Source organism: Bifidobacterium sp. H6bp9 (assembly GCF_032193695.1).
Lineage (GTDB): Bacteria > Actinomycetota > Actinomycetes > Actinomycetales > Bifidobacteriaceae > Bombiscardovia > Bombiscardovia kimbladii.
The window spans coordinates 115,293-135,734 of the sequence record NZ_JASTZY010000001.1; the positions used below are offsets into that span (position 1 = coordinate 115,293).

Sequence of the window (20,442 nt, forward strand, 5' to 3'; positions counted from 1 at the left end):
AGTTACATTCCAATGCTTATTGGAATTACGAGAATTCTTATCGTGCAATGCGGGACCTACTACTTATGAGGCCTCATCCCCTGCACTGGGCGAAGGCCTGCCCAAAGGCTTGGAGGGCCTTATCGCTGTCGCCCGACGCATACCCCTCCATCCCGATTGGGCCAGTGAAATCAGTCTCATTGACGGCTGCCGCCACCTGTTCCCAGCGCACCTCCCCGGTGCCCGGCTCGCACCGGCCAGGGACATCGGCCGCCTGGAGCTCACCGATATAGGTGTTGGCCTCCTTGACGGTCTCAATGAGATGGCCATCATCCTCCTGGGCATGGTAGAGGTCCAGCATCAGTTTGAGGTTGGGGCTGTCGACACGCTTGACCAGGGTCAGCGTTTCATAGCTATGGCAGAAGGGGACATGCGGATGGTCAACCCTCGAGTTGAGATTTTCCAGCAGGTAGGTCACCTGATTCTCCTGGCCCAGCTCGGCGAACCTCGACAGGGTGTCATAGGCGTTGAGCCACATATCGGGAGTGACCCGGTCAATCCACTTGGCTGCCTTGCCATCGACCAACTCAGCACCGTGGATTACAAGCTTGTCGATGCCAAGATCCTTCAATTCCGGCAGGATCTCTTTGGCGGTCCGCAGCATCTCTTCGCTGTCATCAGGATAGGCAAGGTTGCCATGCACGTAGCCCTGAGCACAGTTGATGGGCACCCCGGTAGCCTTCAGCTTGTTCAGATCATGACTGTAGTGGGTCCAGATATCCACTCCGAAGCCCATCTGGTCAATCCGCTTGATTCTCTCCTCGATAGGAAGATCCAGATAGACCATTTCAGCGCAAATCGTCAATTGATTGTGTGCCATCGTACTATTTCCTTTCCTTATGACCGCCCACCTGCCGGCAGGCAGTCCCGTTCATTCAGAGTTCCTGTTCAGGCTTCCGATTTTGCAGTGCGGGCCCTCGCCTCCTGTTCAATCTGCTCCAGGCTCTTCCCCCTGGTCTCCGGAATGAAGGCCTTGGTAAAGAAGACGGCTCCTACATTGATGAGTGCGAAAATGAAGAAGGTGACCGCTCCCCCGACCGCGTTGAGCAGGGGAAGGAAGAGGAGGGAGATGATAAAGTTTGCTGCATTCATGGCCACATTGGCATACCCCACGCCCTTACCGCGGACCTTTGCCGGGAATACCTCAGCAATGAGCAGCCAGGTCACCGGCGAGACCATGCCCTGGGCGAAGGCGAGATCAAACATGACCAGACCGATGAGGAGCCAGGACATACTGGTGGAGGGATGGTTGGGGTCGATAAAGAGATAGCAGACCCCCACCAGGGCCAGGAAGACAGAGACCCCGCCCAGGCCGACCATCAGTGCAGTGCGGCGGTTTATCTTGTCGATAAAGCCGAGGCCACCGATGACGGCAGCAACAGACGAAACAATCATGACCGGAACCATGGCGATAATCGAGTTATCGGGGTCGATGCCCAATGTGGAAGAGAACATGGTAGGAGCGAAGAAGTTGATGGCGTTGGATCCGACCAGCTGGTTTATCAGGGCTGCACCAACTCCTGCGATCAAGACCCTACGCAGCCAGGGGGTAGAGAAATTCTCCTTGGTCCCCTTCGTCTCATTCTTTTCCGCCGCTTGGAAGGAGGTGAAAGTCTCCTCCGCCTCGGACTTTGGACGAGTTTCCAGCAGGAGCTTGACTGCCTCGGTTTCCATACCATGCCTGGCAAGGAAGCTTGGTGTTTCATGGACAAAAATGGCCGTTATGACCAGCAGGACCGCTGGAACCACAGCCGCCCAAACCATGGCATGCCAGTCTGCCTTGACTGCCAGGACAGCGTTGACCAGCGAGGCGAGCAGCTGGGAAATATTGATCATGACCGAATTGACCGAAACCAGTCGGCCACGCTGCGCGGATGGCGCCATCTCACCAAGATATATGGGGATCACACAGGAGGTCGTCCCCACTGCAAAGCCTACGATCATCCGGGAGAAGGCAAAGAAGGCGATGTTGGTCGCCAGAGCACACATTAGCGCCCCGACCAGAGCGAGAAGAGCCCCATAAAGGATCAGTCGCTTGCGCCCCAAGCGGTCTGCCAAGTTGCCGCCACAGAAGGAACCAACAGCACAACCTAGGAGCATGACCGCAGTGATGATGCTCTGATTCCAAGCGCTGAGCTGATTATTGGACCCGTCAAAATTCATCGTTACGAGCGCCCCAGACAGGAAGGTTAGCGTATAGCCATACAGTCCCCCGCCGAAAATTCCCACCACGACCATCATGGTGACATAGCGTTTGCGGTTGCGGGCCAAGGCTTCGACATCCATGTCTTGGGAGGCCTCTTGAAATGATCCCATGTTTATTCCTGCTTCCCATTAACACCAAATTTGACACCGTTATCAAATTACGGTCAACATGTTCATTATACGAAATAAACTGCAAAAAAGAAAATCAAAAGGGCAAATAACTGATGTTTTTTCAGAAAACTATCCATAAATCGGGAATATTACCTGAATAATGAGCTGACTGAAAGTGATTTTATCCCTGCAATTGACGGTCAGCAGCCCGATCGGACCTTCTTGTTCCGCTGCCCCGTCAGGACTGGACATCAGACATAAAAATGGGATGAGGTTCCCGAAAGCTGACCTGATCCCAGACGGTCTACATAGGCCGTGAGCTGTCCTGCCAGTTCTTCGCAGCGCGGCATCATCGCGTCCACGAATCCTCCAGTCGACAAGGCTCCGACCACCCTGCCATCCTGTTGGGAAAAGATAGGGACACCAATCGAGGCCACACCGATGGTGATGTCCTCGTTGGAAATGGCAAATCCTCTCTCCTGAATCTGCTTGATATCCGTGCGCAGGGCGCTAGCGGTGACCAATGAGTTCTCGTTATAGCCCGCAAAGGGCGCCTGTTTCAGGTAGTCATACTGGATCTGCTCATCGGAGTAGGCCAGACAAACCCGGCCTGCGGCACCGGCGAAGAAGGGCAAGGTACCACCCGGCCGCAGGATCAGCGCATCAATGCTGGGCCCCTGTGCGCATTCCACACAGACGGTTTCGAAACCACTGATGGCGGTCAGGAAAGTCGTCTGCCCAGTATGAGTTGTCACCTCAGCCAAGAGTTCATTGGCATTGGGCCATTCAGTCAAGGAACTGCGCGCCACATCAGAGAGATTGAGCCAGCTCAAACTCAGGGAATAGGTATCATCCTGGTTGGCCTTGACCAGACCGACTTGAACCAGTCCATCCAGAATCCTATAGGCGGAAGAACGGGGGATGCCAGAGGCAGCCGCCACTTCCGCAGGCCCGATGCCGTTGTTGTCAGCCAGGACATCGATAATCTTTCCAGCCTTGGAAAGGGCTCCGGTCGGCTCCCGATTGCTGGCCTTACTGCTCTTTCTTACCATCGGATCTTCCCTCTTCGCCATCAGCCACGTAGCCTAATCCCTGTGATATCTGCCTGGCAGCCTGGAGCAGGCGGGTCACCTCGCACAAATCGGCACCTGACTCAACCAGAGCCTTGCTGGATCGAGACAGCCCACTATAACAGGCCGCTGCCCTTATCTGACCAGAGTGATCGAAGATGGGGGCAGCCAGGGTGAGCGCCCCCGGCACTGTCTGATCAACATCGTAGGCATATCCTCGTTGGACGACCTTTTCAGCCATCTGCACCGAGCGTTCCCGGAAGGTGGACAGCAGCCCACCCAGGTCAGCGTTGTAGCGATAGTGCTCGATCAGGCGCTCAAAGCGCGCTTGATCCAAAAAGGCCATGAGCACGTCTGAAGGGGCACCCAGGCTGATCGGCAACGAGTAGCCAATTTGAGGCGAGCGCAATCGACTCTGCCCCAGGAAGGTCATCTGCACACAGACCGAGCGCACATAGTGACGAACGAAAAGGCTCCAGCTGCCGTTTGAGCCCTCCTGCCTCTTAAAGACATGCCTGGCGATGCTTTGCACATCCAGCCTTGCCTCAATACGGCCTCCAATGCGCACACAGGCGATGCCCAATCGGTATTCGCCGCGATGCAGGCCATGATCCACCCAGCCCAAGGTCACAAGATTGGACAGCAGGCGGTAGGTGGAGCTGGCAGGTTCATGCACATACGTGCTGATCTCATTGATACCGGAGGGTCCAAGCTCTTCCAAGGCATCCAGGACTGCCTTGGCCTTGGTCAGGGTGCCAACGCTATGCACTGAGTCAGATCCGGTACCCTGCCTCATGGCACCCTCCTTCTTGTCCTTGATCAGCCATTCATGCCCAGTGCATATTATATGGTGTCAGCAGTCTAATGGCGCAGCAGCAGAGCCCACTGCCGCCAGATCCAAAAGTAGGGGGTGCTGCCCCCCCCCCTCCACCTCTCGAGTTTGCGCAGGTCGAAAGGCTTAGAACATCAGGGCACCAGCAGGGTGTACTTGGTAGTCATATATTCAAAGATGCCTTCGGCTCCACCTTCTCTGCCAACACCTGATTGCTTGACCCCTCCAAAGGGAACCGTGGCATCGGATAGCACGCCGGAATTTATGGCCAGGACACCGGACTCACTACGGCGCTGCATGAGTTCACTGCGCTTGATTGAACTGGTGTAGGCATATGCCGCCAGCCCGTAAGGCGTGTCGTTAGCAGCCCGGATACCTTCCTCGTCACTGCCAAAACGGCTCACCGCCAGGACGGGCCCAAAGATTTCCTCGGCATAGACCCGAGCTTGACGGGGAACCCGGTCCAGGAGCGTCGGCTGGAAATAGCGTTCTCCATGCTCATCCCTGTGACCGCCGACAATCAGTTCCGCCCCTTGGCTGACTGCCTCATCGACCAGGCTGCCAATGCGCTCTACGGCCTTGACGTCAATCAGGGGGCCGATATCGGTTGCCTCATCCATGCCGTCACCCACGACCAAGGCCTCAATACGTTCCTTCACCTTAGCCACAAACTCATCGGCAACCCCGTTCTGGACCAGAATCCTGTTGGCTGAGGTGCAGGCCTCCCCATAGTTGCGGAATTTGGCCAGCATGACCCCGTCGACAGCCGCGTCGATGTCGGCATCATCGAAGACCACAAAGGGAGCGTTGCCACCCAACTCCATGGAGGTCCGCAGCACATTGTCGGCCGCCTGCTTCATCAGCTTGACACCCACAGGGGTGGAACCCGTAAAGCTCACCTTACGCAACCGCTGGTCGGCAAAGAGAGCATCTGAAATGTGGGAGGAATGGGAGGTTGTGATGACATTGACCACACCCTTAGGCACTCCTGCCTGTCGAAGAATCTCCACTAGCGCCAACGTGGTAAGAGGGGTCAGCTCGGCGGGCTTGACCACCACGGTATCGCCGGCAGCCAGGGCTGGTCCAATCTTCCTGGTTCCCATAGCTAGCGGGAAATTCCAGGGGGTGATCAGGTAGCAGGGGCCCACCGGATCATGGGTGACCAGACCCTTGCGGCCGTCTGGCAGGTGGAAAGTCCTGCCATATTCACGCATGGCCTCCTCTGAGAACCACTTGAGGAAGCCTCCACCGTAGTCCACCTCCCCCAGCGCCTGCTTGAAACTCTTGCCCATTTCCCGGGTCATCAGCTCTGCAAAAATCTCCTTATTGTCCATCAGGGCCTCATAGGCTGTTTGCAGAATGTTCCTTCGCTCTTCCGGCGTTGACTGGCCCCAAGACTCTTGGGCCCGGTCAGCACTGTCCAAAGCAGCCAGCGCCTCCTGCTTGTCCCCGTCTGATGCCTGGTAGAGCGTAGAGCCATCGGCAGGGTTTTCTACAGTAAATACCTTGCCACTGTCGGCAGCCCTCCACTGTCCATCGATGAACAAACTCTTTCCTGACTGGGGAAGCACTGACTCAACCTTGTATTTCCACATACCGTCTATTCCTCCCTTTCACCGCTTCTTTGCAGCAAAAATATTCCTCTGCGCGGATAAGCACTTTCAACATACTAAATTTTAGACATTTTGTCCATTTAATGATATTTTTTGCATATGTAGTCAGTAGTATTTGATCTGAGACAATGACCCATTCAGGTCCCAGGCAGAAGGCAGGCAGGGCAAGGACGCCTGTAGACATGAGCCGGAGGCTACTTGAGGGTATGTATATACGAAAGCGAGGGATACATCGAAATGGTATCAACGATACGATTGACGGTCGGACAGGCCATTGTGCGGTTCTTAGAGGCCCAACAAGTCACTCGAGACGGACAGACCAACACCTTCTTCGGAGGCGCCCTGGGCATCATGGGACATGGCAATGTCGGCGGCGTTGGGCAGGCCTTTTTAGAGGAGAAAGAACGAATGCGCTTCATCCAAGGGCGCAATGAACAAGGCATGGGCCACATAGCTGTGGGCTATGCACGACTCAAAAACCGCATGGGGGCCATGGCTGTGACCACCTCCATTGGTCCAGGAGCCGCCAACCTAGTGACCGCTGCTGGCACAGCAACGGTTAATCATCTTCCCGTCCTCCTGCTGCCCAGCGATATTTTCTCTACCCGTCGTGCCGGTTCAGTCCTGCAACAGATTGAGGATGAGCGCTCCTATGACGTTTCCGGCAACGATTCCCTGCGCCCCGTCAGTCGTTACTGGGATAGGATCAATCGTCCCGAACAGCTGCCAGCTGCGCTCTTGGCAGCCATGGAAACGCTGACGAGCCCGGCCAAGACAGGGGCGGTAACACTCTGTCTGCCCCAGGACGTTCAGGCCGAAGCCTATGACTTCCCGACCTCCCTCTTCAAGGAACGCACCTGGAGGATCGGCAGGCCCAGGGCGGATGCGGACGCTTTGGCTGCAGCCGCCGAAGCCATACGTGCCAGTAAACGTCCCTTCATTATTGCCGGCGGCGGTACAGTCTACTCTTCAGCCAGCCAGGAACTGACCGACTTCATTGAGCGCACCGGCATCCCAGTGGGCAGCACTCAGGCAGCCAAGGGCGCCGTAGCCTATGAACATCCCTTGAATGTCGGACCTCTCGGCTCCATCGGACTCAAATACGCCAATCAGCTAGCTCGCCAGGCCGACCTGATCATCGGCATCGGAACCAGGTACACCGACTTTACTTCAGCCTCGAATACCATGTTCCAGGATCCCTCGGTACGCTTTGTCAATATCAATGTAGCCTCTTTTGATGCCAACAAGGAAGCAGCCATCGCGGTTGTCGGGGATGCCAGGGAGGCAATTCGTGAACTGGGACGGGCCTTGAAAGACTGGCAAGTACCTGCTGACTACCGCAGGCAGGCAGAAGAGGCTGCAGATGAAGCAAGGGCGGAAGTTGTTCGGCAGACGCAGCATATTCCCGGAGACGACAAGCTCGGTCAAAAGGAGGTGATCGGCATTGTCAACAGTTTTGCCAAGCCTCAGGATGTGGTGGTCAACGCCGCCGGATCCATGCCCAGTGACCTGCAGAAGCTCTGGCGACCAGGATCCCCCCTAGGCTATTCCGTCGAATACGGGTACTCCTGCATGGGCTACGAAATACCAGCTGGCCTGGGAATGCGTATGGCGGCACCGGATCGGGAGATTTTCACCTTCATCGGGGACGCCTCCTTCCTCATGTACCACCAGGATGTGCTCACTGCCATCCAGGAACATGAAAAAATCATCATCATCCTGGTCGACAATCACGGATTCGGTTCCATCAACACTCTCTCCCATCAGGTGGGATCACAGGGATTTGAAACCCGCTTCTACATGAAGAATGAGCAGGGACTGGAGGACAAGGAGCACTACCTGCCCATCGATTTTCCGAAGATACTGGAGGGGTATGGTGTACCCACCTATAGCCCCACCAATGCTGAGGAACTCAAAGATGCAGTCAAGAAGGCCGTCGACAGCGAGACCATAGCCGCCATCTACGTGACTGTAGACCCTGTTGTCCGTGACGACTCCTCCCAGGCCTGGTGGGATGTAGCGACACCCCAGGTGGCCCATATAGATTCCAGCAAGCAGGCCCACCAGACTTATGAGGAGGTACGCACCAAGGAGCAGAGGCTCTACCTGTAAACTTTTCTCTCATCCCTGACCAGGCCCTGCTGCCACAGCAGAGCCTGCAGGATGTCAGGATTGAACCGGGAGAGCCCGACAATAACAGTGATGGGGTGGGAACACGGCTTGTGTTCCCACCCCATCACTGTGGTTTGAACCTTGATTCGCCGCTGAACATCTCCAGAGACGATTCAGATCTGCTTACTCAGCTGAACCTTCTGATGGCTCATCGCCCAGGGGATGCTCTGCCCGCTCTACCTGGGAGGCATCCTCGGAAAGGTCGGCATCCGGGGCAGCAGACACCTGCGCTCCGACCAGTTCAGACTTCTGATCCTGTTTATCAGCGGAGCTGGCCGCATGACGGGGTCCTTCGAAGGGCTTGCCAGTGAAGGTGAACTCGCCCAGGATGCCCTCGCCTTCGGCATCGACCTGGACGGACTCGTTGTCCGTAAGTTCGCCCATGAGGATCTTCTCGGAGACCGCATCCTCGATGTCCCGCTGGATGACGCGGCGCAGAGGCCGGGCACCCAGGAGCGGATCGAAGCCCTTTTCGGCCAGCAGGTCCTTGGCCTTGTCGGTCAGATCCAAGGACATGTGGCGCTCGAAGAGACGATCGTTGAGCTGAGCGATGTCCAGATCGACGATCTGACGGACCTGGGGCTCGGTCAGCTGCTGGAAGACGATGATGTCATCCAGACGGTTCAGGAACTCGGGCCTGAACTGCTGCTTGAGCTCACTGGTCACTTGGTCCTTCATCCGCTGATAGGAGGTTTCGGTGTTGCCGCTCACGTTGAAGCCGGTATTGGCCGCCTTGGCGATGTCGCGGGTTCCCAGGTTGGTGGTCAGGATGATGATGGTGTTCTTGAAGTCCACCATGCGACCCTGCCCATCGGTCAGGTGGCCGTCGTCCAGCACCTGCAGAAGGGTGTTGAAGATGTCCGGGTGAGCCTTCTCGATCTCGTCGAAGAGGACTACAGAGAACGGCTTGCGCCTGACCTTCTCGGTCAGCTCGCCGCCCTCTTCGTAGCCCACGTACCCCGGAGGGGCGCCGAAGAGACGAGAGGTGGAGTACTTCTCCGAGAACTCGGACATATCCACCCGGATCAGGGCATTCTCATCGTCAAAGAGGAACTGGGCCAGAGCCTTGGCCAGCTCGGTCTTGCCCACGCCGGTGGGGCCGGCGAAGATGAAGGAACCTGCGGGACGCTTGGGATCCTTGAGACCCACACGGGTGCGGCGGATGGAGCGGGACAGGGCGGAGACGGCCTCGTCCTGGCCGATGATCCGCTTGTGCAGCTCCTTCTCCATGCCCAAGAGCTTCTTGGATTCGGCCTGGGTCAGCTTGAAGACCGGGATGCCGGTGGTCGAAGAGACCACCTCGGCGATCACATCCTCATCGACAACCATCTTGACGTCGGACTCGCCCTCGTGCCAGGCCTGTTCCTTCTCCTTGCGCTCGGCCTCCAGCTTCTCCTGGCTGTCGCGCAGCTGAGCGGCCTTCTCGAAGTCCTGGTCCTTGATGGCCTGATCCTTCTGGGCGGAGATGCGATCCACCTTGGCGTCCAGCTCCTTGAGCTCCGGCGGGGCGGTCAGCCGCTTGATGCGCAGGCGTGCGCCGGCCTCATCGATCAGATCGATAGCCTTGTCAGGCAGGTTCCTGTCCTGGATGTAGCGCGCAGAGAGCTCAGCCGCCGACTGCAGGGCCTTGTCAGTGATAGTGACATGGTGGTGATGCTCATAACGGCCACGCAGACCCTTGAGGATCTCGATGGTCTGGGCGATGGTGGGCTCGGAGACCTGAATGGGCTGGAAGCGCCGCTCCAGGGCCGCATCCTTCTCGATGTACTTGCGGTACTCGTCGGTAGTGGTCGCTCCGATGGTCTGCAGCTCGCCGCGGGCCAGCAGGGGCTTGAGCATGTCAGAGGCGCCCAGGGCCCCGTCAGCCGAACCTGCGCCGACGATGGTGTGAATCTCATCGATGAAGAGGATGATGTCGCCGCGGGTCTTGATCTCCTTGAGCACCTTCTTCAGGCGCTCCTCGAAGTCGCCCCGGTAGCGTGAACCGGCCACCATGGAACCCAGATCCAGCGAGTAGACCTGCTTGCCCTTGAGGGTCTCGGGAACATCGCCCTCATGAATCTTCTGCGCCAGGCCCTCGACCACAGCGGTCTTGCCTACACCGGGCTCTCCGATCAGCACGGGGTTGTTCTTGGTCCTCCTGGAAAGGACGACCATGACCCGCTCGATCTCGTTGGCCCGGCCGATGACCGGATCCAGCTTGCCTTCAGCGGCCTCCTGAGTCAGGTTCCTGCCGAACTGGTCCAGAATGGCCGAACCGGTCTGTCCGCCCTTGTTGGAAACGCCGCCGGCATTGGCCAGATCGCCCTTGCCGGCATCGCCGCCCTCGTGGTTGCCGCGAATCATGTCAATAGTGGCGGTCCGCAGATCGCCCAGATCCACGCCCATCTTGATCAGCACCTGGGTGCCGACACCCTCACCCTCGCGAATGAGTCCCAGCAGAATGTGCTCAGTGCCAATGTAAGAGTGGCCCAGCTGAAGCGCTTCGCGCAGCGACAGCTCCAGGACCTGACGGGCGTGCGGGGTGAATGGGATATGCCCATTGGGAACCGCATTGCCCTTACCGATCATCTCCTCAACCTGTTTGCGGGTGGCATCCAGTTCCACGCCCTTGGAGGCCAGGGCCTTGGCGGCAACACCGTCACCCTCCCTGATCAGGCCCAGGAGGAGGTGCTCGGTGCCGATGTAATTGTGCTGCAGGGTGCGGGCCTCTTCCTGCGCCAGCACAATCACCCGCCGCGCACGGTCGGTAAACCGTTCGAACATACTTGTCCTTCCCTTTGATCCGTAATTCACTCTACAGATTTACGGTGACGTTTATTCTCGGCCCGCCGGTGATTGCGCTCTGAACGCAACGAGGCCTTGGAATCAGTCCTCTGAGCCGTCTTCTGACTGCATCTGCTCCATGAGTTCCACCTCTGGGCGCTCCTCACGGGGCTTCTGCCTGACCACGTCAATATGAAGATCGTCATAGGCCGGCTGGGACTGGACCCAGAGATGGGACTCCTCCTGGGGCTCGATCTCGGAATGCTCGCCGCAGCCATGATCCAGGGAGACCACGCGCCCGTCGTCCGGGCTCCATCGGTTGGCGCAGACGCCAAACATGGTCCCCAGATCGCCTGCCAGGGGAATCATGAAGCCACAGGTCTCGCAGGCCTTGCCCTTGGCCGTCCTGGTCGACAGGGACTTGGGACCGTGCTGACCCTCGTACCAACGTTTGGCGGTCGCCGTCCTGGCCTCGGCCGTCATCACGTGTCGGCGGGTCAGAGCGAAACGGTCGACGGCCTCATCCAGGTCATCGGAAGAGGTCTGTGCGCCGAGGGGAATATGATCATTCGATTCCTGCTCGTGAACGTCTTTTTCTCCACTTGGGCGGTCTGCCAGGCGGAAGACCACGCCGTCAGTCTCCTGATCGGACCCATCACCAACAAGGGGACTCGATTCTTGCTGGCCTTCTTCATCATCTTCGGGGTTATCATCTTCGGGGTTCTGCTGTACTTGAGAATTCTGATGGCTAGCTTGCGCTGGCTTGTATCCGGCTGTCAGCCTGGGGTCGTCAGGCTCGGTTCCCATGGCATCGGTCACGCTCAGATCCGAGGGCAGCAGGCGGTCCTTCCAGGGAACCCAAGCGGGCGGCTGCAGGGCCGCATCTGTAGGCACCAGAGAGGATTCATCCACAGTCCAGGTATCGGCATCCTCATCACGGTAGAGGGTGACCGACCACTGCCAGCCCTCATAGCCCTTGATGGCCGAGGCGAACCGGTAGTCCCAGACTCCGTCACCAATCAGGGTGCGGCCGACCAGCCCACCGACCTCATCGCTGTCGGCGGCCACGCTCAGAGCCACTCGCCTAGCCAGTTCCTCAGGATCCAGGTCCTCTTGAACCATCTATCACACCTTCATCATCAGTGGGACCGGATCAGACCGATCCACGTGGGATTGTTATCGCCGTCTGCTCAGTCCGGCACGTCGAAGTCATCGGCCACAGCCCTTAAGAGGGTGGCCAGCTTGGCGGATTCAGCCCGACCTGGATAGTGGTGTCTACGCAGGCCATTGCCCGCGGAGTCCAGCAGCTTGATCAAGTCCTCCACGATGGCGGCCATGTCGTCCGGATCAGGTCGCTTGGCACGCAGAATGGAGGGGGTCGGCCCCACCAGCTTCAGATCCAGGGCCTGGGGGCCCTTGCGGCCCTCAGCCACTGAGAACTCCACCCGGGATCCCTTGCGTATGGTGGACACCCCGGCGGGCAGGGCCGATGAGGGCAGGAAGACATCCCCGCCTTGTTCATCCGTGATGAACCCGAACCCCCGCTTGGCGTCGTACCACCGTACTCTCCCGCTGGGCATGCTCTGCCACTTCCTTACGTTGCTTCTTGAACTGATATATCCGAACTCAGTCTACCTGAACGCAACGGGCAGGACGACCCATCTTGTCATGGGCGTACGGGACGGCTGGGGGCAGAATTGGCCTGGTCCCCAAGGCGCCCCTGATCCCGGATGACGCCCTGGGGTATGACGATGGTGAAGGTCAAGCCGCCTCCCGGGGTCTGCGAGGCACATATGAATCCCTGATGAGCCTTGACAATGGACTGGACAATGGCCAGTCCAAGCCCCGTGCCGCCTTTCTCCCGAGCCCTGGACGGGTCGGCCGTGTAGAAGCGCTCGAAGAGCCTGGACCTGGATTCCTCCGGAACGCCTGGCCCGTGGTCAACCACCCGGATGATGGCATAGTCGGTGCCCACATGGCTGTTCTCTGCCACCTGGATCGCCTCAGTCAGGTGTCCCAGCGAGGACTCAGTGGCCTCCAACCTGGTCAGATCCGCTGGAGCGATGGTCGCCTTGACCAGGCCCAATCCCACCTGGACCGGCGAATCGGCTGGGGTGTAGCGGTGGATATTGCCCACGATATTGGTAATCACCTGACGCAGGCGGCTGGGATCGCCAGTCACCGGTACCGAGGGCAGGGGACCCTCCTGGATGTCCAGGCTGACGGCCGGGCCAAGGTGCCCGCCCACGGTGATCTTTTCCTTGTTGCGTCCCTTGAGGCCCGGCAGACCCTTGTTGGGCGTGACCGGCTTCTCCTGGGGGGCGGGCTGGTCTTCGGTATGCAGGCAAACCCTTCCTGTAGCCACTTCTCTGCCCGGGTCCAAGGCATGCAGGTCGTCCACCCCGTCTCGCACCAGTCCGGTCAGATCGACCGGCAGGGTCGGGTCGATCCCCCTGCCCTCATCCAGACGTGCAAGCGAGAGCAGATCCGTGACCAGGACCGTCATCCTGGTCGAAGAGTCTTCGATGTGCTGGATGGACTTGTCGGCACGCTCCAGAGCCCCGGGATAGTCGCGCTGCATCCTGTAGAGCTCTGCATAGCCGTGGATGGCGGCCAGAGGGGTACGAAGCTCATGGCTGGCATCCGAAACAAACTGTTTCATCTTTTCGGTGGTCTGGCGCTGCTCGTCGAAGGAATGCTCGATTCGCGTCAGCATGGCATTCAGGGATGCTGCCAGGGAACCCACCTCGGTGTTCTCCGGGAAGCTGGGAATGCGTTGGGATAGGTCACCGGCCGCTATCTTGGCAGCAGTCTTCTCGATGCGTTTGAGGGGAACCAGGGTGGACTGGATCAGCAGAACCGAGATGACTCCGCCCAGAAGGACCACAACAACGGCAATGATCATGCAGAAAGCCGTCAGATCGTGCACGGCCTCGTCCTGGTCGCTCATGGACAGACCGATGAAGAGGATGCCGCTGATTTCGGAGCCGTCCAGTTCGTTGCGCAGCTTCCACTGCATGGCCACCACTCGCCAGGAGGCCCGGGCTCGCTTCATGGTGTCCCGGTCTGGCGAGGCCTGTCGCGAGACGCGCACATAGGCCGGTACCGTGGTCGGCTTGCCCAGGGGTATCGAGTCCAGGCTGCCGTCGGCGGGCAGACGAGGGCGGGAAATGACCCCGTTGACCTGCATAGGATTCAGATCGTCCGAAATAATGTGCAGCTTGTCGTCGCGGATCTGCAGGAAATAGTCAGTGGGGCCAAGGCCATTCTTGCTCAGATCCTCCTGGCGCAGAAGGGTGGCGTTGCGGATGCCCAGGTTGGCCTGGCGTATCAACTGGGAGTCCGTGCGCTTCATCAGATAGTCATCGGCCATCTGGCAGATGGCCACAGAGACACCCACCGTGCCCACGATGAGCAGGATGAGCATGCTGGCCACAAGTTTGGTGCTTAAGGGAATGGCAGCCAGCGGCGACCTGTGCATGAACCGACCCCTCGGCCTGCCGGAGCCCTTTCCCTTGCCGGAATCCGAACCCATGACGGAGTTGGCCCCGTCAGCCGACGGTTCTGCCATGGGAGTCGAGCCCAAGGGACTAGTCGCCATCGCCGCCATCCGATGCGTTCTGCCTAGGGGCCCGAATCATGTAGCCGATGCCCCGCTTGGTCTCGATCAGCGGGGTGACCTTGCGCTCCCCGCCATGTCCGTCACTGATGGTGATGCCGTCCACCTTCTTGCGCAGGTAGGAGATGTAGGACTCCACAATGGCCGCATCCCCGCCCCAGTCGTACTGCCAGACATGATCCAGAATCTGCGCCTTGCTGAGCACGCGGCCCTCATTGTCCATCAGGTAGCGCAGCAGCTTGTATTCGGTCGGACTCAGGTCGATGGGTCGCCCGGCCCTGGTGACGTCGTGCGAATCCTCGTTGATCTCCAGATCCCCTACGCGGATGATCGGATCGTCCTCCTGATGCTCACGCGTCCTGCGCAATATGGCCTTGATCCTGGCCACAACCTCCTCCAGGCTGAAGGGTTTGGTCACGTAGTCGTCGCCGCCCACAGTCAGCCCCATGACCTTGTCCTGGGTATCATCTCTGGCCGTCAGGAAGAGCACCGGCGCCTCGATTCCCTCCTGACGGATACGGGAGGTGACCGTGAATCCATCGATATCAGGCAGCATGACATCCAGGACGATCAGATCGGGCTGGATGCGCTCAATGACCTGAATGGCCTCGGAGCCGGACGCCGCGGTCTCGACCGCAAAGCCTGCGAAGTGCAGGGAGGCCACCAGCAGATCCCTGATGGACGGTTCGTCGTCGACCACGACCAGTTGTGCTTGCGTCGGTTTGCTCATGGTCTCAGCTTGCCGCGTCTTTCTGGGTATTATCTGAGAGTTCGCTGACCGTCTCTGTCGGGCGTAATTGCTTCTTCGGAGCACCGGACTTGCGATGATGAGCCCCGGTTCGGCTACTGCGACGCCACCAAATCGCAACGGCTACGCCCAGCATGACCAGGACGACAACCGTCACCGAAAGGGCAATGATCATCACCCGGCGATGCCGATGGTTTTGGTCAAGAGTCTCAACCTGGTCCATCATGGCCTTGGCCGAGCCCACCCAGTCGGGATTGCGGCCCTTGGTGACCGGCTCCAAAGCAGCCTGCGAGAGCTGATCTACGCTGGATTGGTCCTTGAGCCAAGCCTGCGAGTTGCTGGAGACCGCCACGACCAATTTGCCGTCCTGAGAGGCCACAGCCAGTAGAACCGTGTCGTGGGTGGGCTTCATTGATTCGAGCACCCTGGATGCCCAGGTCTCAGGCTTAACGCCCTGATAGAAATGCGGAAGGTAGAGCAGCCGGACCGATACTCCTGTTTGCTCTGCGGTTTCCTGGATAGCATCCTTGACGGATCCTACGTCCGAACCCAGCAAATTCTGCGGATCAGTGATCGCGTCGGTCATGGTTCCGGCCCCAGCCTGAGGCTCATCGGCACAAGCCTTGGTCGGCCCCATAACCCCGACCGTCAAAATCATCAAGAGCAGAAAAGCCAGCACCCGCTTTATGGGTGAAACGCCGACCGGATTCGTCTTGTGGAAGGGGACTCGTTCGACCACATGGGTCCGCGGACGGGGCAACTGCGTGAACACTGTCATAGTGTCCACAGTAGCGGTTGACGGCATTGGACTCCCCCACCATCACCGCCATTCACGGAAAGGACAATCATGACACGGTACCAAGTTGATTCGGATCAGATACAGACGGCCTCCGGCGCGGTCAGCGGCTCGATAGGGGCCATCAGAGATGCCGTGGCGGGAATGTACACTAATCTGGACAATCTGCAAAGCGTCTGGCAGGGCTCGGCGGCCAGCCAATTCGCCACAGTGGCCCAGCAGTGGCGCGCCTCGCAGGCTCAGATGGAACAGGCGCTTGAAGGCATTCAGGCAGCTCTGACACAGGCATCGTCGCTCTATGCGGACACCGAGGCCCAAGCCACCCGTCTCTTCACCGGAGCCTGACGCCTGGTTGATGCAGGCAACCCGGAGCCATTCGATCATGGCGGATCGGCCCCAGACCCGGCAAGCATATGCGGAAAACGGAACCGGCGGTGAACGAGCGCAAGAAAAGAGACAGGGGCCTGCGCACCATTATCCGGTGCGCAGGCCCCTGTCCTTGGCGATCAATCAGTCCAGCCGAAAAGCCCGGCCGAACCTCGAGGGGATCAGTAGCCCATGTCGCCCTGAGGCTGAGCGGCAGCAGGTGCCGGAGGCTCAGGCTTGTTGGCCACGACGGCCTCGGTGGTCAGGAAGAGCCCGGCGATGGAGGCTGCGTTCTGCAGGGCAGAGCGGGTCACCTTGACGGGGTCGGCCACACCGGCCTCCAGCAGGTCCTGGTACTCGTTGTTGGCGGCGTTGAAGCCCTGGCCGGCAGGCAGCGAACGGACCTTGTTGATGACCACGTCACCGGAGATGCCGCTGTTCTCGGCGATCTGCTTGATGGGGGCCTCAATGGCGCGGAAGACGATGGAGGCACCGGTGGACTCGTCGCCATCCAGCTTGACATCCTTCTCGGCCTTGGCAGCGGCCTGAACCAGAGCCACGCCGCCTCCGGGCAGCAGACCCTCTTCAATGGCGGCCTTGGCGTTGCGGACAGCATCCTCGATGCGGTGCTTGCGCTCCTTGGCTTCGACCTCGGTGGCTGCGCCGACCTTGATGACGGCCACGCCGCCGGCCAGCTTGGCCAGCCGCTCCTGCAGCTTCTCGCGGTCGTAGTCGGAGTCAGTGTTCTCAATCTCGGTGCGGATCTGGCCCACGCGTGCGGAAACCTCATCCTTGGAGCCGCCACCGGAGACGATAGTGGTCTCGTCCTTGGAGACGATGACCTTCTTGGCGGTGCCCAGCACGCTCATGTCGATGGAGTCCAGCTTGAGGCCGAGCTCGTCGGAGACCACCTGTGCGCCGGTCAGAATGGCCATATCCTGCAGCATGGCCTTGCGGCGGTCGCCAAAGCCAGGAGCCTTGACGGCGCAGGAGTTGAAGGTGCCGCGGATCTTGTTGAGGATCAGAGTGGGCAGCGCCTCGCCATCCACATCCTCAGCGACGATCAGCAGCGGCTTGCCGGTCTTCATGACCAGCTCGGCGATGTGGACCACGTCCTGCTGGCTGGAGACCTTGCCCGAGGTCAGCAGAATGTAAGGATCATCCAGAACGGCGGTCTGGTCGTCGTTGTTGGTGACGAAGTAGGGGGCGATGTAGCCCTTGTCGAAGCGCATGCCCTCGGTGAACTCCAGGTCCAGGCCGAAGCGGTTGTTGTCCTCGACGGTGACCACGCCGTCCTGGCCGACCTTGTCCAGGGCCTCGGCGATCTCATTGCCGATCTCGGGGTCGCCCGCAGAAATGGTGGCGGTGGCAGCGATCTGGTCCTTGGTCTCGACTTCCTTGGACTGAGCCACGAGCTCCTTGACGATGGCGTCGGCGGCCTTCTCGATGCCGCGACGCAGGGCGATGGGGTTGGACCCGGCAGCCACGTTCTTCAGGCCCTCATGCACCAGGGACTGGGCCAGTACGGTGGCGGTGGTGGTGCCGTCTCCGGCTACGTCGTCAGTCTTCTTGGCGACTTCCTTGACCAGCTCGGCGCCGATGCGCTCGTAAGGATCCTCCAGGTCGATCTCCTTGGCGATGGAGACGCCGTCGTTGGTGATGGTCGGGGCCCCGTAGGACTTGTCCAGCACCACATTGCGACCCTTGGGGCCCAAGGTGACCTTGACTGTGTCGGCCAGCTTGTCCAGGCCGGCAAGCATGCCCTGACGAGCTTCCTCGTCATACTCGATGATTTTTGCCATTGTTGCTTCCTCCGTCATGGCTTGAGGTTTCATGACCCACCGTCGGCGTGGAACGGAACCCGACCGTCAGCTGTCGTGTTATCACTCCCGCACCTCGAGTGCTAATTCAGCAGATTAGCACTCGATGGAGCCGAGTGCCAACCCCAGGGGAAAATACGCTGCAGGCTGTATGCCATATCGCCCCTGACCCATCGGCCGCGCCCACAGGCAATCCGCACCCTGCACAGTCCCGGCTCAGCACTGCAATTCGAAACACATGCTACAAAAAAATGGACCCCGGAATAACCGGGATCCACCATGACGAATACAGAAGATGACAATCAGAGCTTAGTGACCTTGGTTGCCTGCAGACCCTTGGGGCCCTCTTCCACCTGATATTCGACCTTATCTCCCTCATCAAGGGTCTTGAACCCGTCGGACTGAATGGCTGAGTAGTGCACGAACACGTCCTCGCCGCCATCGTCGGGATTGATGAATCCGTAACCCTTGCCAGCGCTGAAGAATTTCACAGTGCCTTGTGCCATAACTAACTTCCTTAACATAGGTGCCGCGTCACAACAGATACGAGACTGACCGCATCTGCCTGGTCGGCAAGGTCAGTTTAGGCCTATCGACAGGGCAATTGCAAAACGCCGAGCCGAAATTCGGGAACTTTTGCCATCGAATTCCCTTTGTCGTCCGGCTGGCTGAACCTCACTGCATGAGGATGGCTTCCACCGGAGTGGAGGCCACGGAGGACTGCTCAACCTGGGTGATGCCCAGCAGGCTGGCCACCTCCTGGGCGGTAGCCTTGTCGGCCTCATCACGGTAGCGGACCGTGCTTACACCAGGCAGAGCGCCCTGCGGGTTGGTTGCCGTGACCGCAGTGTAACCGGCATTGACCAGGACCTGGCGCTTGCTGCCCGCATGCCCGGTGATCCTGGTTCCGTTGATGATGGCCACCTGTGTGCCCCTGTTGACCACAGGTGCCGGGCTGCTGCTGGATGCACTCGTCGAAGGCGATTGCGAGGGCGGCTGCGAAGCCTGCTCCTGGGAGGATTTTTCAGCAGAGGTCTTGCTGTCTGAGGCGGAGGGGGATGCAGACCGCTTGGGCAGATGGCTGCTGATGACCCGGGAGGCATCAGTGTGCGTCTGCTGCCAGGGCAGGGAGCCGCTGACTGCAGCCCATAAGCCCAGTCCGCACAGCACGGCCAGGACAACCACCAGCAGGTAGGGCAGAGTCCTGACCGGCAGGGAACGGGGCCCCCGATGCACACCGACCGGCCCCTTGGGAGGGTTGTCGAACGCATCATGAACCTGAGGGCGCGCCTGCGTCCCATTGTCGCGCGTGCTAGCCATGAACTCTCCTCCGCTCCACCGGATCCTGAACCATTATATGTAATGGGACGCCGGAGCAGCATCCCGCTGACCATCCGACGTTCCCCGTAAGCCCGGGAAAGCCATGACAACCCTGACCGGCTCATATCACCAAGCGATATAGTGACCTTATGAACAGCAGCCAGCCTATTGCCGCAACCTCCCCCGCGCCGACGAACGGAACCGGTACCAACCCTCCGACCATAGCAGGAGGCCAGGGCCGAACCCATCGCAAACCTCTGAGCGCCTTGGTGGATCCTGGCTGGGCCAAGGCTCTCGCTCCTGTCGAGCCCAACATCCACCGGATGGGCGACTTCCTCAGATCCGAGCTGGCCCAGGGCCACCGCTATCTGCCTGCCAGCAAGAACATCCTTCGTGCCTTTACCATCCCCTTCGACTCCATCAAGGTCCTGATCGTGGGCCAGGATCCCTATCCGACGCCCGGGCATCCGGTGGGCCTGAGCTTCTGCGTGGACCCTGCCGTCAGCCCCATCCCCGGCTCCCTGCGCAATATTTACACCGAGCTCAGCTCCGACCTGGGCTTGCCCACGCCCTCCAACGGCGATCTGACGCCTTGGACCAGGCGAGGGGTCATGCTGCTCAACCGCTGCCTGACTGTACGGGTGGGCAAGCCGGCCAGCCACCGGAACAAGGGCTGGGAGGAGATCACCGACGCCGCCATCCGAGCTCTGAACGACCGACGCGACCAGGAGGGCAGGGTCCGGCCCCTGGTGGCCATTCTTTGGGGAAGGCAGGCCCAGAGCCTGGAGCCCCTGCTGACCAATGCGGCCATCATCAAATCCCCGCATCCCAGCCCCATGTCGGCCCGATACGGCTTCTTCGGATCACGTCCATTCTCCAAGGCCAACCATGCCCTGGAGGCCATGGGCGCCCAGCCGGTGGATTGGTCCCTGACCTGATTCCAGCTGGCTGAATCGTCAGGAAAT

At 59.5% G+C, this 20,442-nt stretch carries 17 protein-coding genes; 3 read left to right on the forward strand and 14 right to left on the reverse strand.

The features are described 5' to 3' along the window. Window positions 1-73: 73 nt before the first annotated feature. The 5 genes from QRX40_RS00425 to QRX40_RS00445 all read right to left on the reverse strand — a co-directional run bounded on the left by QRX40_RS00425 (window position 74) and on the right by QRX40_RS00445 (window position 5,852). Entirely contained in the window at window positions 74-859 is a 786-nt protein-coding gene (locus tag QRX40_RS00425) for a TIM barrel protein (RefSeq protein ID WP_046323111.1), read from the reverse strand. Window positions 860-927: 68 nt separating this feature from the next. Beyond that, window positions 928-2,355 carry a sugar porter family MFS transporter gene (locus QRX40_RS00430; protein WP_313835557.1) on the reverse strand — a complete coding sequence of 476 codons (1,428 nt, stop codon included), beginning with the start codon at window positions 2,353-2,355 and terminating at the stop codon, window positions 928-930. A 251-nt stretch (window positions 2,356-2,606) separates the two neighbouring features. After that, the gene (locus tag QRX40_RS00435) at window positions 2,607-3,407 is read right to left on the reverse strand and encodes an IclR family transcriptional regulator (protein ID WP_313835558.1); all 801 of its coding nucleotides are present in this window, start codon (window positions 3,405-3,407) and stop codon (window positions 2,607-2,609) included. Continuing rightward, the gene (locus QRX40_RS00440; RefSeq protein WP_313835560.1) at window positions 3,388-4,221 is read right to left on the reverse strand and encodes a helix-turn-helix domain-containing protein; all 834 of its coding nucleotides are present in this window, start codon (window positions 4,219-4,221) and stop codon (window positions 3,388-3,390) included. Before QRX40_RS00440 ends, QRX40_RS00435 begins: the two co-directional genes overlap by 20 nt. A 170-nt stretch (window positions 4,222-4,391) precedes the next feature. Continuing rightward, a complete protein-coding gene (locus QRX40_RS00445; RefSeq protein WP_313835562.1) occupies window positions 4,392-5,852 on the reverse strand; it encodes an NAD-dependent succinate-semialdehyde dehydrogenase in 1,461 nt (486 codons plus the stop codon). A gap of 255 nt (window positions 5,853-6,107) precedes the next feature. Here QRX40_RS00445 and iolD point away from each other — a divergent pair, with 255 nt between their 5' ends. Continuing rightward, window positions 6,108-7,982 (forward strand): 3D-(3,5/4)-trihydroxycyclohexane-1,2-dione acylhydrolase (decyclizing), encoded by a 1,875-nt coding sequence (gene iolD / locus QRX40_RS00450; RefSeq protein ID WP_313835563.1) that lies wholly within the window; start codon window positions 6,108-6,110, stop codon window positions 7,980-7,982. Between the two features lie 183 nt (window positions 7,983-8,165). On the opposite strand, the gene QRX40_RS00455 is transcribed toward iolD, so the two are convergent. The 6 genes from QRX40_RS00455 to QRX40_RS00480 all read right to left on the reverse strand — a co-directional run bounded on the left by QRX40_RS00455 (window position 8,166) and on the right by QRX40_RS00480 (window position 15,953). Next, window positions 8,166-10,808 (reverse strand): ATP-dependent Clp protease ATP-binding subunit, encoded by a 2,643-nt coding sequence (locus QRX40_RS00455; RefSeq protein ID WP_313835565.1) that lies wholly within the window; start codon window positions 10,806-10,808, stop codon window positions 8,166-8,168. Window positions 10,809-10,910: 102 nt separating this feature from the next. Continuing rightward, window positions 10,911-11,930 carry a DUF3027 domain-containing protein gene (locus tag QRX40_RS00460; RefSeq protein WP_313835567.1) on the reverse strand — a complete coding sequence of 340 codons (1,020 nt, stop codon included), beginning with the start codon at window positions 11,928-11,930 and terminating at the stop codon, window positions 10,911-10,913. 68 nt (window positions 11,931-11,998) lie between these two features. After that, window positions 11,999-12,388, reverse strand: a complete 390-nt coding sequence (locus QRX40_RS00465; RefSeq protein WP_015022102.1) for a cold-shock protein — start codon at window positions 12,386-12,388, stop codon at window positions 11,999-12,001. An 86-nt stretch (window positions 12,389-12,474) separates the two neighbouring features. Further along, window positions 12,475-14,379 carry a HAMP domain-containing sensor histidine kinase gene (locus QRX40_RS00470; RefSeq protein WP_313835571.1) on the reverse strand — a complete coding sequence of 635 codons (1,905 nt, stop codon included), beginning with the start codon at window positions 14,377-14,379 and terminating at the stop codon, window positions 12,475-12,477. A 19-nt stretch (window positions 14,380-14,398) separates the two neighbouring features. Then, window positions 14,399-15,157 (reverse strand): response regulator transcription factor, encoded by a 759-nt coding sequence (locus QRX40_RS00475; RefSeq protein ID WP_306221060.1) that lies wholly within the window; start codon window positions 15,155-15,157, stop codon window positions 14,399-14,401. 4 nt (window positions 15,158-15,161) lie between these two features. Further along, the gene (locus QRX40_RS00480; protein WP_313835575.1) at window positions 15,162-15,953 is read right to left on the reverse strand and encodes a TPM domain-containing protein; all 792 of its coding nucleotides are present in this window, start codon (window positions 15,951-15,953) and stop codon (window positions 15,162-15,164) included. A gap of 69 nt (window positions 15,954-16,022) precedes the next feature. On the opposite strand from QRX40_RS00480, the gene QRX40_RS00485 reads away from it, so the two are divergent. Beyond that, the gene (locus tag QRX40_RS00485) at window positions 16,023-16,316 is read left to right on the forward strand and encodes a WXG100 family type VII secretion target (RefSeq protein ID WP_313835577.1); all 294 of its coding nucleotides are present in this window, start codon (window positions 16,023-16,025) and stop codon (window positions 16,314-16,316) included. A 203-nt stretch (window positions 16,317-16,519) separates the two neighbouring features. On the opposite strand, the gene groL is transcribed toward QRX40_RS00485, so the two are convergent. The 3 genes from groL to QRX40_RS00500 form a co-directional block, all read right to left on the reverse strand. Next, window positions 16,520-18,139 carry a chaperonin GroEL gene (gene groL / locus QRX40_RS00490; protein WP_101432598.1) on the reverse strand — a complete coding sequence of 540 codons (1,620 nt, stop codon included), beginning with the start codon at window positions 18,137-18,139 and terminating at the stop codon, window positions 16,520-16,522. A gap of 320 nt (window positions 18,140-18,459) precedes the next feature. Next, entirely contained in the window at window positions 18,460-18,663 is a 204-nt protein-coding gene (locus tag QRX40_RS00495) for a cold-shock protein (RefSeq protein ID WP_045924634.1), read from the reverse strand. 169 nt (window positions 18,664-18,832) lie between these two features. Further along, on the reverse strand, window positions 18,833-19,477 hold the full coding sequence (locus QRX40_RS00500; protein ID WP_313835580.1) for a LytR C-terminal domain-containing protein: 645 nt from the start codon (window positions 19,475-19,477) through the stop codon (window positions 18,833-18,835). A 149-nt stretch (window positions 19,478-19,626) separates the two neighbouring features. Between QRX40_RS00500 and QRX40_RS00505 the strand changes: the two genes are divergently transcribed. After that, entirely contained in the window at window positions 19,627-20,415 is a 789-nt protein-coding gene (locus QRX40_RS00505; RefSeq protein ID WP_231575791.1) for a uracil-DNA glycosylase, read from the forward strand. The last annotated feature ends 27 nt before the right edge of the window (window positions 20,416-20,442 follow it).

Bases quoted from the DNA above. Each gene is read 5' to 3' on its own strand.
- QRX40_RS00500 (WP_313835580.1), bottom strand. From the start codon at position 19,477: ATGGCTAGCACGCGCGACAATGGGACGCAGGCGCGCCCTCAGGTTCAT.
- iolD (WP_313835563.1), top strand. From the start codon at position 6,108: ATGGTATCAACGATACGATTGACGGTCGGACAGGCCATTGTGCGGTTC.
- QRX40_RS00465 (WP_015022102.1), bottom strand. From the start codon at position 12,388: ATGCCCAGCGGGAGAGTACGGTGGTACGACGCCAAGCGGGGGTTCGGG.
- QRX40_RS00425 (WP_046323111.1), bottom strand. From the start codon at position 859: ATGGCACACAATCAATTGACGATTTGCGCTGAAATGGTCTATCTGGAT.
- groL (WP_101432598.1), bottom strand. From the start codon at position 18,139: ATGGCAAAAATCATCGAGTATGACGAGGAAGCTCGTCAGGGCATGCTT.
- QRX40_RS00485 (WP_313835577.1), top strand. From the start codon at position 16,023: ATGACACGGTACCAAGTTGATTCGGATCAGATACAGACGGCCTCCGGC.
- QRX40_RS00435 (WP_313835558.1), bottom strand. From the start codon at position 3,407: ATGGTAAGAAAGAGCAGTAAGGCCAGCAATCGGGAGCCGACCGGAGCC.
- QRX40_RS00460 (WP_313835567.1), bottom strand. From the start codon at position 11,930: ATGGTTCAAGAGGACCTGGATCCTGAGGAACTGGCTAGGCGAGTGGCT.
- QRX40_RS00430 (WP_313835557.1), bottom strand. From the start codon at position 2,355: ATGGGATCATTTCAAGAGGCCTCCCAAGACATGGATGTCGAAGCCTTG.
- QRX40_RS00440 (WP_313835560.1), bottom strand. From the start codon at position 4,221: ATGAGGCAGGGTACCGGATCTGACTCAGTGCATAGCGTTGGCACCCTG.
- QRX40_RS00445 (WP_313835562.1), bottom strand. From the start codon at position 5,852: ATGTGGAAATACAAGGTTGAGTCAGTGCTTCCCCAGTCAGGAAAGAGT.
- QRX40_RS00505 (WP_231575791.1), top strand. From the start codon at position 19,627: ATGAACAGCAGCCAGCCTATTGCCGCAACCTCCCCCGCGCCGACGAAC.
- QRX40_RS00475 (WP_306221060.1), bottom strand. From the start codon at position 15,157: ATGAGCAAACCGACGCAAGCACAACTGGTCGTGGTCGACGACGAACCG.
- QRX40_RS00455 (WP_313835565.1), bottom strand. From the start codon at position 10,808: ATGTTCGAACGGTTTACCGACCGTGCGCGGCGGGTGATTGTGCTGGCG.
- QRX40_RS00480 (WP_313835575.1), bottom strand. From the start codon at position 15,953: ATGACAGTGTTCACGCAGTTGCCCCGTCCGCGGACCCATGTGGTCGAA.
- QRX40_RS00495 (WP_045924634.1), bottom strand. From the start codon at position 18,663: ATGGCACAAGGCACTGTGAAATTCTTCAGCGCTGGCAAGGGTTACGGA.
- QRX40_RS00470 (WP_313835571.1), bottom strand. From the start codon at position 14,379: ATGGCAGAACCGTCGGCTGACGGGGCCAACTCCGTCATGGGTTCGGAT.